The organism is Pseudomonas sp. H1_A03 (genome assembly GCF_054685145.1).
This window is the reverse complement of record NZ_CP162829.1, coordinates 1,002,146-1,014,838: the sequence shown is the minus strand read 5'-3', so window position 1 is coordinate 1,014,838 and position 12,693 is coordinate 1,002,146. Positions and strand designations below refer to the sequence as shown.

9 protein-coding genes are annotated in these 12,693 nt (G+C 58.7%); 7 read left to right on the top strand and 2 right to left on the bottom strand.

Annotated features, from left to right (window positions below; genetic code table 11):
• Positions 1-11: 11 nt before the first annotated feature.
• Complete coding sequence (locus AB4O35_RS04810; protein WP_065875424.1) at positions 12-1,247, top strand: sterol desaturase family protein; 1,236 nt, start codon at positions 12-14, stop codon at positions 1,245-1,247.
• Here the strand turns inward: AB4O35_RS04810 and AB4O35_RS04805 are convergent.
• Complete coding sequence (locus tag AB4O35_RS04805) at positions 1,228-1,863, bottom strand: DedA family protein (RefSeq protein WP_065875423.1); 636 nt, start codon at positions 1,861-1,863, stop codon at positions 1,228-1,230. The genes AB4O35_RS04810 and AB4O35_RS04805 overlap by 20 nt on opposite strands.
• 207 nt (positions 1,864-2,070) lie before the next feature.
• Here AB4O35_RS04805 and hemB point away from each other — a divergent pair, with 207 nt between their 5' ends.
• From hemB to AB4O35_RS04790, 3 genes are all read left to right on the top strand, one after another.
• Positions 2,071-3,084 carry a porphobilinogen synthase gene (gene hemB, locus AB4O35_RS04800; protein ID WP_065875422.1) on the top strand — a complete coding sequence of 338 codons (1,014 nt, stop codon included), beginning with the start codon at positions 2,071-2,073 and terminating at the stop codon, positions 3,082-3,084.
• An 18-nt stretch (positions 3,085-3,102) separates the two neighbouring features.
• The gene (gene ppk1 / locus AB4O35_RS04795) at positions 3,103-5,325 is read left to right on the top strand and encodes a polyphosphate kinase 1 (RefSeq protein ID WP_065875421.1); all 2,223 of its coding nucleotides are present in this window, start codon (positions 3,103-3,105) and stop codon (positions 5,323-5,325) included.
• A 311-nt stretch (positions 5,326-5,636) separates the two neighbouring features.
• Positions 5,637-6,569 (top strand): IS110 family transposase, encoded by a 933-nt coding sequence (locus AB4O35_RS04790; protein ID WP_065889165.1) that lies wholly within the window; start codon positions 5,637-5,639, stop codon positions 6,567-6,569.
• 140 nt (positions 6,570-6,709) lie between these two features.
• Here the strand turns inward: AB4O35_RS04790 and ppx are convergent, their stop codons facing one another.
• Positions 6,710-8,212: an exopolyphosphatase gene (ppx, locus tag AB4O35_RS04785; protein WP_028618414.1), complete on the bottom strand. Its 1,503-nt coding sequence runs from the start codon at positions 8,210-8,212 to the stop codon at positions 6,710-6,712.
• 472 nt (positions 8,213-8,684) lie between these two features.
• Between ppx and AB4O35_RS04780 the strand changes: the two genes are divergently transcribed.
• From AB4O35_RS04780 to AB4O35_RS04770, 3 genes are all read left to right on the top strand, one after another.
• Positions 8,685-9,335, top strand: a complete 651-nt coding sequence (locus tag AB4O35_RS04780; protein WP_065874455.1) for a DUF1120 domain-containing protein — start codon at positions 8,685-8,687, stop codon at positions 9,333-9,335.
• A 139-nt stretch (positions 9,336-9,474) separates the two neighbouring features.
• Complete coding sequence (locus AB4O35_RS04775; protein WP_083207167.1) at positions 9,475-10,167, top strand: fimbria/pilus chaperone family protein; 693 nt, start codon at positions 9,475-9,477, stop codon at positions 10,165-10,167.
• A 7-nt stretch (positions 10,168-10,174) separates the two neighbouring features.
• Positions 10,175-12,691: a fimbria/pilus outer membrane usher protein gene (locus tag AB4O35_RS04770; RefSeq protein WP_065880235.1), complete on the top strand. Its 2,517-nt coding sequence runs from the start codon at positions 10,175-10,177 to the stop codon at positions 12,689-12,691.
• Positions 12,692-12,693: the final 2 nt, after the last annotated feature.

Sequence of the window (12,693 nt, the reverse complement as noted above, 5' to 3'; positions counted from 1 at the left end):
CGGACCAGACCATGGACTTCGTGCCTTACGCGGTACCGTTTTTCATCGCCCTGATTGTGGTGGAGCTGCTCGCTGATCATTGGCGCGGCCAGCGTAACTACCGGGTGGCGGACGCCATCAACAGCCTCAGCACCGGTGTGCTGTCTACCACCACGGGGCTGCTGACCAAGGGCGTGGGGCTGTTGACCTATGCGTTCGCCCTCAAGCACCTCGCGGTGATCGAGCTGTCGGCCCACAGCGTCTGGACCTGGGTGTTCGCCTTTGTGTTCTACGACTTCTGCTACTACTGGCTGCATCGCATGGGGCACGAACGCAACATCTTGTGGGCCGCGCACTCGGTGCATCACCAGAGCGAGGACTACAACCTCAGCACTGCCCTGCGCCAGACCAGCACCGGTTTCCTGCTGAGCTGGATCTTCTACCTGCCGCTGGCCGTACTCGGCGTGCCGTTGGTGGTGTTTATCAGCGTGGCGTCCCTTAACTTGCTGTATCAATTCTGGGTGCACACCCGGCATGTGCCCAAACTCGGCTGGTTCGAATGGTTTTTCGTCACGCCATCCAATCATCGGGCCCACCATGCACAGAACGCTCTCTACATGGATCGCAACTACGGCGGGGTGTTCATTATTTGGGACCGCCTGTTCGGCTCCTTCCAGGAAGAAGACGACAACGAGCCGGTTATTTTCGGCGTGACCACGCCGTTGTCCAGCTGGAACCCGCTGTGGGCTAACCTGCAGTTTTATGCACAGCTGTGGAGTGATGCGCGGCGCACAGAGCGCTGGTGGGACAAGCTGCGCATCTGGTTCATGCGCACCGGCTGGCGCCCGGCGGACGTGAAGGCTAAGTACCCGCTGGCGAAACATGACTTGAGCCTGTTCCGTAAGTTCGAGGTAGCGCTGGATGTGCGCCAACAGGTCTACATCGCCCTGCAGTTCGCGGCGTATGTGAGCTTTGGTAGCTATTTGATGAATTTCGGCGAAGGCTTGCCCACGGCGGCGCTGATCCTGGGTTGGAGTGCCATGGCGTTGGGGCTGTTTACATTGGGTGTGGCTTTGGAGAACCGCCCATGGGCGTTCAAGGCCGAGCTTTCACGGCTGGTGCTGAATGTGCCGCTGGTATGGCTGGCGCCTTTGGTCGGTCTGTGGCCGGCCAGCAACCTGGGCTGGCTGGGCCTGCTCAGTTACAGCCTGCTCAGCGTGATTGGCCTCTACTGCTGCAGCAGCCGGTTTACTCGACTGGTGTCTTAGGCGCTTCAACCCGTGCAGGCTCGGCGGCAAGCCGGGCCTTTTCATCGGCACAGGCCTGACGAGCGATACGGGCGTTCTTGAAGCGGCGGCGCAGCCAGAGGCCAAAGCCCAGCAGCAGCAACGCGCCCAATACCCATAACTCATATTTCTTCACGCTACCGAGCATGCCTTCCAGCACGGCGCCGAAATGGTAAGCCGCTGCGCCCAACGCGGCCGCCCAGATCGCGGCACCAATACCGTTGAGGATGAGGTAGCGCAGCGGTGGGTAGCCGGAAAGACCAATCGCCACTGGCATGACCGTGCGCAGCCCGTAGACGAAGCGAAAGCTCAATACCCAGATATCCGGGTGCTTGCGGATATGCTCCAGGGCTTTGTCGCCCATCAATTGCCAGCGCGGCTTGCGCGCCAACAGCTTGCGGCCGTGCTTGCGGCCCATGTAATACCAAAGCTGGTCGCCGGCGTAGCTACCGAAAAAGGCAACCACCACCACCAGGTTGATATCCATGTACCCACGGAACGCCAGGAAGCCTGCGAGAACAAGAATGGTCTCGCCTTCAAAGAAGGTGCCTAGGAAGAGGGCAAAGTAGCCGAAGTCATGCAGAAATTGTTGAAGCATGGTCTGGGTGCTGGCGAAATGAACGCGCAGCCTACGCCTTCACGAAGATTCATGAAAGTATCGAGATGTGTCACGAAGTGAACAATTCCTACGTAAATCGCGAATGCGACTACAGGTCGCATCGTTAAGCACAACTGTCATACCTTCGTCATAATGGCCGCTTATAACTGCAACGCTCGCCCGTGAACCCGGGCTCAGGAGTCTGTCGTGAGCTTTACCCCTGCCAATCGCCTGTTTCCCGCCACTCGTCTGCGTCGCAATCGTCGTGATGATTTTTCTCGTCGTCTGGTGCGTGAAAATGTACTGACGACCGACGATCTGATCCTGCCGGTGTTTGTGCTGGACGGTGAAAATCGTCGGGAAGCGGTGGCTTCGATGCCAGGTGTGGAACGCCTGAGCATTGATCTGCTGCTTGAAGAAGCCGCGGGCTGGGTTGAGTTGGGGATTCCCGCGCTGGCGCTGTTCCCGGTCACGCCTCCTGAACTCAAGTCCCTGGACGCTGCCGAAGCCTGGAACCCGGAAGGGATCGCGCAGCGTGCCACGCGTGCGCTGCGCGAGCGTTTCCCGGAGCTGGGGGTGATCACTGACGTGGCGTTGGACCCGTTCACCACCCACGGCCAGGATGGCATTCTTGACCGGGACGGCTATGTTGAAAATGACGTCACCGTGGATGCCCTGGTCAAGCAAGCCCTGTCCCACGCAGCAGCCGGTGCCCAGGTGGTTGCACCGTCGGACATGATGGACGGCCGCATCCAGGCGATCCGCGAATCCCTGGAGCTGGCTGGCCACGTCAACGTGCGGATCATGGCCTATTCGGCCAAGTACGCCAGCGCCTATTACGGCCCGTTCCGCGATGCGGTGGGCTCGGCGCTTAACCTGGGCAAGGCCAACAAGGCTTCGTACCAGATGGACCCGGCCAACAGCCATGAAGCCCTGCACGAAGTGGCGGCCGACTTGGCCGAAGGCGCTGACATGGTGATGGTCAAGCCGGGGATGCCCTACTTGGACATCCTTTATCGGGTCAAAGAAGAATTCAAGGTGCCGACCTTTGTGTATCAGGTCAGTGGCGAATACGCCATGCACATGGCAGCAATACAGAATGGATGGCTGAGTGAAGGGGTGATCCTTGAATCCCTTACAGCCTTTAAACGCGCCGGGGCTGATGGCATTCTGACCTACTTCGCCGCCCGCGCCGCCCAATTGCTTAGAGAGCAACAATAGCCCTCACAGGAACACTCGATGAATACCGAAGGACTCACAGAAGTTGCCGTAAAAGACGCTCACCCGGTGGTTGAACAAGTCACCGAAACGCCGCCGGAGCACGAGCCCGCCGTGCCTGTCGTGGTGGCTGAGCCGCCCGCGCCGGTCCCGGTGGTCGCTGTGACCAACCTGGATGACAGCAGCCTGTACATCCACCGCGAGCTGTCACAACTGCAATTCAACATCCGCGTGCTGGAACAGGCGCTGGATGAGTCCTATCCGTTGCTGGAGCGGCTGAAGTTCCTGTTGATCTTCTCCAGCAACCTGGACGAGTTCTTCGAGATCCGCGTCGCCGGCCTCAAGAAGCAGATCACGTTCGCCCGCGAACAAGCCGGCGCCGATGGCCTGCAGCCGCATCAGGCACTGGCGCGGATCAGCGAACTGGTACACGGCCATGTGGACCGCCAATATGCGATCCTCAACGACATTCTATTGCCGGAACTGGAAAAACATCAGGTCCGCTTCATCCGTCGCCGTCACTGGACTACCAAGATCAAAACCTGGGTGCGCCGTTATTTCCGTGACGAGATTTCGCCGATCATCACCCCGATCGGACTCGACCCGACGCACCCGTTCCCGTTGCTGGTGAACAAGAGCCTCAACTTTATTGTCGAGCTGGAAGGTATCGACGCCTTCGGTCGTGACTCAGGCCTTGCGATCATCCCGGCACCGCGTCTGTTGCCACGGATCATTAAGGTACCGGAGGAGGTGGGGGGCGCTGGCGATAATTATGTATTCCTGTCGTCGATGATCCATGCGCACGCCGATGACCTGTTCCAGGGCATGAAGGTGAAGGGCTGCTACCAATTCCGCCTGACCCGTAACGCCGACCTGGCGCTGGACTCCGAAGACGTCGAAGACTTGGCCCGTGCCCTGCGCGGCGAGCTGTTCTCGCGGCGCTACGGCGATGCGGTGCGCCTGGAAGTGGCCGACACCTGCCCTAAACACCTGTCGGACTACTTGCTGAAGCAGTTCAACCTGGCCGAATCCGAGTTGTACCAGGTCAATGGCCCGGTGAACTTGACACGCCTGTTCAGCATCACCGGCCTGGACAGCCATCCGGAACTGCAATACACCCCGTTCACGCCGCAGATCCCGAAATTGCTGCAAAACAGCGAGAATATCTTCAGCGTGGTGAGCAAGCAGGACATCCTGCTGCTGCATCCGTTCGAGTCCTTCACGCCAGTGGTCGACCTGCTGCGACAAGCCGCCAAAGACCCACACGTGTTGGCCGTGCGCCAGACCCTGTACCGTTCCGGCGCCAACTCGGAAATCGTCGACGCCCTGGTCGACGCCGCGCGTAACGGCAAGGAAGTCACGGCGGTGATCGAGTTGCGTGCGCGGTTCGACGAAGAGTCCAACCTGCAATTGGCCAGTCGCCTGCAAGCAGCCGGCGCGGTGGTGATCTACGGTGTGGTCGGCTTCAAGACCCACGCCAAGATGATGCTGATCCTGCGCCGCGAAGCCGGTGAGATCGTGCGCTACGCACACTTGGGCACTGGTAACTACCACGCCGGTAACGCCAAGCTCTACACCGACTACAGCCTGCTGACGTCCGACGATGCCTTGTGTGAAGACGTCGGCAAGTTGTTCAGCCAGTTGATCGGCATGGGCAAGACCTTGCGCATGAAGAAGCTGCTGCACGCGCCGTTCACCCTCAAGAAGGGCATGCTCGACATGATTGCCCGCGAAACCCAGTTCGCCCTCGACGGCAAACCGGCGCACATCATTGCCAAGTTCAACTCGCTGACCGATCCGAAGATCATTCGCGCGCTGTACAAGGCCAGCCAGTCAGGCGTGCGCATCGATCTGGTGGTGCGCGGCATGTGCTGCCTGCGTCCTGGCATTGTCGGGGTTTCGCACAACATTCACGTGCGCTCGATCATCGGCCGCTTCCTGGAGCACACGCGGGTCTTCTACTTCCTCAACGGTGGCGAAGAACAGATGTTCCTCTCCAGTGCCGACTGGATGGAGCGCAACCTCGATAAGCGTGTGGAAACATGCTTCCCGGTGGAAGGCAAGAAGCTGATCATGCGGGTCAAGAAGGAGCTGGAAAGCTACCTCACCGACAACACCCACAGCTGGAGCCTGCAGTCGGACGGCCGCTATATTCGCAACACGCCGACCGGCAACCAGAACCCGCGCAGTGCGCAGGCGACGTTGCTGGAGAAGTTGGGTAGCCCGATCCTGTCGGTGAACTGAAGCCGACACAAACCAAATGTGGGAGCGGGCTTGCTCGCGAATGCGGTAGATCAGTCAGTACATCTAGTGACTGACACTCCGCATTCGCGAGCAAGCCCGCTTGTGTCTTGAACCAGGCTTAAACTGAAGGTGAGAGCGGTGAGTGACAAGCTGAATGCCCGAAGTGCTTAAAGCACGTGTGGGAGCCCATGCTGTCACTCACCTCTCCACTCTGGTCATTGAGCCCGAACAGTTGAACGAGCCCACCTCGAACAGTTACAAGCGTGGGCCAAGCCAGAGCGCTCTCACCTTGAGTGTAAGAGGATTTGGCTATGTTTTCCTATCCAGCAGGTATTGATGTCTCCAGCGGTAGCCTCGAGATTCGGGTTGATCAACTGGATGTAGCGATGAGTTGTTCCAATTCGCAGAGTGATTTTCCTGGGTTAATTGGATGGCTAACCCTGCATCGCGTGGGTCGAGTGTTGCTGGAGGCCACTGGCGGTTACGAGCGCAAAGTCATGAAAGCGCTTCAAGCTGCGGGCTTTGAAGTCATACGGATCAACCCTTGCCGAGCCAAAAGCTTTGCCCGGGCTATGGGGCAACAAGCCAAAACCGATCCGATAGATGCACGCCTTCTTGCGCAGTTCGCAGCGGTCATCAAATCGCCCGATAGCCGGGTTACCAGCGCCGAGCAGGATGATTTACGCGCCCTAGTCCAACAGCGAGAGCACTTTGTTCAGCAAAGAGATGACGACAAACGGCGGCTTAAAACGGCCTCCTCTGACGTGGTCAAGCCTGCGCTGCAGAGTCATATCGACTATTTGCAAAAAGTGCTGAAGGAGCTGGAAAGCCTGATCCGCCAAAGTACAGAACGTCTGGATCGTAAAAAAGTAGCCCTTCTGTGCTCAGTCAAAGGCATAGGACTTGTTACAGCGGCCAGCTTGATGTCCTATCTTCCGGAGCTAGGCGAGGTGGGTAGACATCAGATTGCAGCATTGAGCGGCACTGCGCCCTACAACGACGATAGCGGCAAGCACAAAGGCAAGCGTCATATCAGCGGCGGCAGGTTCGCCGCGAGGCGCTCACTGTATATGGCCTGTTGGTCAGTGATCCGGTTTCAGCCTGAGTTCGCCGCGCGATATAAGGCGCTGCGCGAGAAAGGAAAATGCGCCAAAGTGGCACTCATCGCGTGTATGCGTGTTTTGCTGGTACGCCTAAACGCAATGATCCGTGATGGATCTGAATGGAAAGAGCAAGCCGCCTAAAATCCTGCAGTAGCTATTTCCTAAAGCAGTTACACGGAGTACAGCCGTGGGAGCGTTGCCGCCTCTGGAAAAAATGGCTTGATGAAAACCATCAAGACAGTTGCTCCCACATTTGCTTTTGCAGTGTTCTTTGGGCCGGGTTAACGCAGGTTCAGGCTGAACCCCACCCGCGTCAGCCACTCCGCTTCCTGGGCGAAATCCGCCTGGGTCAGCTGATTCTCATCCAGCCAACCTTTCGGGAACACTACGTCCAGGCTGTCGCCGTCGGCGCGCAGGGTCACTTGGGGCATTTCCTGGGTGCCACGGATATGGTGGAACAGGATTGCAAAGCGCAGCAGCACGCACAGGCGAATCAGCTTGATGCCCTCGTCGCCGAACTCAGCAAATTTATCCTTGGGGATGTTACGGCGATGGCCACGCACCAGCAGGGCGAGCATTTGCTGGTCTTCGCGTGAGAAACCGGCCAGGTCCGAGTGCTCGATCAGGTAGGCGCCGTGCTTGTGGTAATGGTAGTGGGCGATATCCAGCCCCACTTCATGCACCTTGGCAGCCCAGCCCAACAGCTCGCGCCATACGCCGTCTTCCAGGTCCCAGTCCTCGGCCACCTGGTCGAAGGCGTGCAGGGCTTTACGCTCCACACGGGCGGCTTGTTCCAGGTCGACGTGGTAACGCTCCATCAACGAGGTGAGCGTGCGCTCCCGCACGTCCTCGTGGTGGTGTCGGCCCAGCAGGTCGTAGAGCACACCTTCGCGCAGGGCACCGTCGCAGTGGTCCATGCGTTGCAGCTCGAGGGCGTCGAAGATCGCTTCGAGAATCGCCAGGCCGGCCGGGAAGATAGTACGACGGTCGGGCTTGATGCCGTCGAAGTCGATTTTCTCGGCGTCCCCCAGCTTGAACAGTTTGCGCTTGAGCCACGCCAGGCCTTCGGCGTTGACCTCGCCGGTGCCGTGGCCGCCGGCTTTCAGGGCCAGGCCGATGGCGCGGATGGTGCCGGATGAACCGATGGCCTCATCCCAGGTCAGGCGGTGCAGGGCGTGCTCGATGCTCATGATCTCCAGTCGCGCCGCCGTGTAGGCCTGGGCATAGCGCGCCGGGGTGATCTTGCCATCCTTGAAATAACGCTGGGTGTAGCTGACGCAGCCCATCTGCAGGCTTTCGCGCAGTAGCGGTTCAAAGCGCTGGCCAATGATGAATTCGGTACTGCCACCGCCGATGTCGGCGACCAGGCGTTTGCCGGGCGTATCGGCCAGGGTGTGGGACACGCCGAGGTAGATCAGGCGCGCTTCTTCACGGCCAGAGATGACTTCAACGGGATGCCCAAGGATCTCCTCGGCGCGGCGGATGAATTCGCCACGGTTGCGGGCTTCGCGCAGGGCGTTGGTGCCGACGATTCGCACGGCACCCAGGGGCATGCCGTTGATCAATTGTGCAAACCGCTTGAGGCAATCGAGCCCGCGCTGCATGGATTCTTCGTTGAGTTGGCGCTCATCGTCGATTCCGGCAGCCAGTTGCACTTTTTCGCCGAGCCGCTCAAGGATGCGGATTTCGCCGTTCTGGGCCTTGGCCACGACCATGTGAAAGCTGTTGGAGCCCAGGTCGATGGCGGCGATCAGGGACAGATTCTTGGCTTGGGATTGCGGCATGGTTAGGGGGTCTCGGTCGATAACCCAGCCATCGTGCCACGATCGACCTTTGGTGCCAACGCGTACGGCTTCGGTAATTTTCCTTTGACTGTCTGTAAGGAATTCTTGTGGGGAATGTAGGGCGGTTTTCTAGGCCCGCAGCGAATGATGTTTCATTTTTGTAGGCGTAATTAAGCGTTTGTTGTTTTCAGGCTGTTTATGATTTTGCCTACACTGAGTTGGATATTCACTAGTTGGTTTTGTACTTAAGCTTACTCGACGATGAATTCTGGCCCACTTTATCTATCTACGCCTCCCACGAAGAGTGGCGTGTTCTCTCATTCTTTATTCGGGGGGTAAAGCGACAGACTGTCACTCGGCAATTTCGCCGTGGTGTTATTTATGTGTGGTCATATGTTAAAGGATGAAGAGAGGGGTAAAGGATACCCGCCCATCGTAAACGCACCTGCCCACTATAGATGACAGGATAAACATGAAAAAAATGCTTGGTTTGACAGTCAGTACTCTGTGTCTGGTCGCGAGTATCGGCGCTCATGCAACAACGGCTGCTGAACTGATTGTACGAGGGACGATCAAGCCGTTGGCTTGCAACCTCAGCCTCGCCGGTGGCGGCATCGTGGATTACGGAATAATTCCCTCCGGAAGTCTGTCCGCCACTAACTTCAATCCTCTAACAGAGAAACCTGTCGCCTTGTCCGTCAGTTGCGGCAAGACGCCAGCCCAGTTCGGCCTGGCGCTGACTGACCTGCAATCGGGCAGCAAGGTGACCGGGATTCTCGGTTCCGGGTTCACCGAGGCGCAGAACTTCGGGCTTGGCCTTGCCAACGGCAAGCGTACGGGTGGCTACTCCGTGACTCTGACGAATCTACGCTCGTCCACCGGGGCCCTGAGCCCTCTCGTGCGTGTTGGTACCACAGGTTCCTGGCAGCGCAGTGACGGCAAAGTCGCGCAAAAGCCGAGTCAATATTCGTGGGGCAACGGCTCCAGCCTGCAACCCGCATCCATCACCCAACTTACGGGCACTCTGGCTGTGAAAGCCGTTATCAACCGCACGCAAGATCTGGACCTGACCCGCGATACGACACTGGACGGCCGCGCCACTCTGGAATTGAGTTACATCTAAATACGTTATTAACGGCCGACCTTAATGCACAGGCAGTGACGCGTCTCTGTTAAGTGTCGGCTGTTTTTGCGTGGGTGTTCGTTAATTGTTGGCTTTATGGCTGTGAGGAAACTCAGTGAAGGCTCTTTCAATAATAGTGATGGCGTTTCTACGGTATATAAGCGTGTGCCTTTGCTTGTGTGGTATGGCAGTAGCTGACGGGATGCAACCCGAGACAACAGTTGTGATTTTGAATGAAGAGGACGGTGAAGCGACACTTAATATAAAAAACACTGATCCTGGCGCGGCGTTATTGCATTCGGTCATACAAAACATACCAGAAGATTTGGAATCCTTATTGATCGTTACGCCGCCCATTACTCGGGTCGAGTCGGGCGACACTCAACTTGTACGCTTCATCATGACCGCGAAGGCACCGCTCAAGACCCAACGCCTGAAGCGAGTCTCCTTTGAAGGTATCCCCCAGGCTCGCACGCCCGGCGGTGCGACCATTGGTATCACCCTGCGCCAGAACCTGCCGTTGATCCTGCATCCCAAAGGCCTGCCCAAGCACGATGCGCCGTGGCAGTTGCTCACCTGGAAGCGCGAAGGTGACCAGATAAAGGCTTATAACAACAGCGCTTACGTTGTGCGGATGGCACTCGAAGTCCAACTGCATCCGCTGGCGCGTCTGGGAAAGTTACCGCGTACCTACATTCTGCCGGGTGAAGTGCTCACAGTCGTGACGGACGACTCAGTGGCGGGAGTGGTCGCGGTGGAGATTCAACCGGCCACGGTCTACGGGTTTACGGTGGACAGCTACCGCGCACCCGTTACGGCAGATGCGGACTGACGAGCCTATGAAAAAGATCAGGCACTCAGGTCGCTCTGCCAAAAGCGCGCCTGGCAAGGTATTACAGGCGCGTTCCAGGGTCTTGCTGGGGCTCGCGACGCTGTGGGGGTTGCCAGGCTCCAGCGCGGCCTTGGAGCTCGGAGAAGGTTTTGACCTGGCCGCGTTGACAACCCTTGGGATCGACCCGCAGGTGTCCGAATACTTTCGCAGCGCGGCGCGCTTTCGCGAAGGTGTGCATGTGGTCGGGCTGCGGGTCAATGGCACCCCGCTGGGGTTGGTGGACGCGCGGTTCGATTACCAGGGCCAGTTGTGCTTCACCGAGGCGTTACTGGCGAAGGCGGGTCTGGTCACACCCTCCCGTGTGCTACGCGAAGGCATCAGTCCTGACCAGGCCTGCCATGATTTCGTTGGGGAATACCCGGCGACCATGGTACGGCTGCGCCCGAGCAGCGATGAGGTCACCCTGGTAGTGCCGACCCAGTCCCTGCGCGCGCCAGAGTGGGAGGCCGGGAATTTTTCTCAGGGCGGCGCGGCAGCCATCTTCAACTATGACGTGTTGGGTTTCGATACCCGCTCGCGAAGTGGGCCAAGTCGCTTTGTATCGGCCTATACCGAGGCAGGGTTCAATCTGGGTAACTGGATTGTTCGTAGCCGCCAGTTTTTTATCTCTGACAATGGCCAGACGCGAACCGAGCAGGTGGACGCCTACGCCCAGCGTGATATCGCGGCGTTGCAGTCGACTTTCCAGGTCGGGCAGATTTCCAGCAACAACCCTATATTTGGCGGGGTACAACTGGCTGGCTTGCAGTTTTTTCCGGATGGTCAACAACGCGCGGGCGGGGGCAGCAGCGAGGTAGTGGTTGAAGGGCTGGCCCAAAGCCAGTCACGGGTCGAGGTGCGTCAGTCGGGTGCATTGATCCATACCACGCTGGTACCGGAGGGGCCGTTCAGGCTCACCGGATTACCGTTGCTCAACAGCACCAGCGACCTCGATGTGAGCGTGATTGACGTGCGGGGCGCAAAGCGCAGTTTTGTCGTACCCGCTGCGTCCTTTCGAGGTGGGGCTCCTGTTACGCCGGGGTATTACTTTTCCGTCGGCAAGGTGCGTGACACGTCCTTCGACAGCCGGGAAGCGCCCGTTGTTGCCATGGGCAGCGGCACCTGGGGGCTGGGCCAGAACGCGTCACTGGGTTTCGGTTTGCTGAGTACCGACGAGTATCAGTCGGCAGGTGGCTCACTGAGCAGTGTGTTTTTCCATCAAATGACGGTGGGCATGCGCCACAACCTGTCCCGTGATGGCCAAGATGGCGTAGGGGGCGCACGCAGCACACTCTCTGTGGGCAGCCCGTTGTTCGCCAACCTCGACATGAACCTGAGCGCCTCTACGCAAAGCCGAGGCTATCGGGAGGTGCTGGACGCAGGCCAGGCGTCGCGTGGGTACGACTTCGATGCGCGTTTCAAGCGCCAGTACACGGCAGGTTTAAGCTGGGCGGATCCGTTTGTGGGTGGTTTTTCCATCAGTTTCACGCGTAGCTCGCAGTTTGACGGGCAGTCCGCCGATCACCTCTTTGCCTCGTGGAACAATACGTTTAACGGTGTGGGGGTGGCGCTGATCGCCGACGCCCAGGTCGGTGGGGCCAGGCCTCGACGCCGTGACGCGGTTGCGGGTGGCCGACGCGACGACCGGCTGGACGAAGACACCTCCCTCAGGCTGCAGGTCACGGTGCCCCTGGGCGGTGATCGCCGAGTCAGTTCTTACGTCAGTCGTCGAGGCGACCGACTGGATGCGGGTACCGCTCTAAGCGAGCGGGTCAACGACTATGTGAACTACGAGGTCGGTGTTGATCGAGACGTGAACGAGCGGGAGCAGAGCGTGCGCGGCCGGGTGGACGTATTGCCGCTTTATACCCGCGTGAGCCTCGGTGCCAGCCGTGATCCGTCAAGCACCAGCTATTCCGGGCAACTGCAAGGCGGCATCGTCGCTCATGAACACGGCGTGACGTTCTCGCCGTATGCAGTGCAGGACACGTTTGGCATCGTCTCGGTGGGCGATATTGCTAAGGCCAAGGTCTCCACGGCCCAAGGGCCGGTATGGACGGATTTCAGCGGCCAGGCGGTGATCCCCGGGCTGCAGGCCTACAGCAACAACCATCTGCAGGTACAGACCCAGTCGCTGCCCAAGCGCGTCGACTTGAAGAACGGGACCAAGGTGCTCGCCGCTGGTCGTGGCTCAGTCAACATCCTCAACTTTGATGTGGTGAAAGTCCGTCGCCTGTTGCTTGAAGCTCAGGATGAACAAGGTCGGCCCTTGCCTCAAGGGGCTGCTGTGTTTGGCCAGGACAACAACTTTGTAACCAGCGTGGTGGGTGAGGGCATGATTTTCCTCAGCAACATTGATGGGCCGCAAACCCTGAAGGTTTCATTGCCGGATTCGCAATCCTGCCTGCTGCAAGTCAACCCGGAGCAAGAGCCTGACGATGACCAACTCTACGACACCGCACCCGTGGTATGCCATGTTCGCTGAAC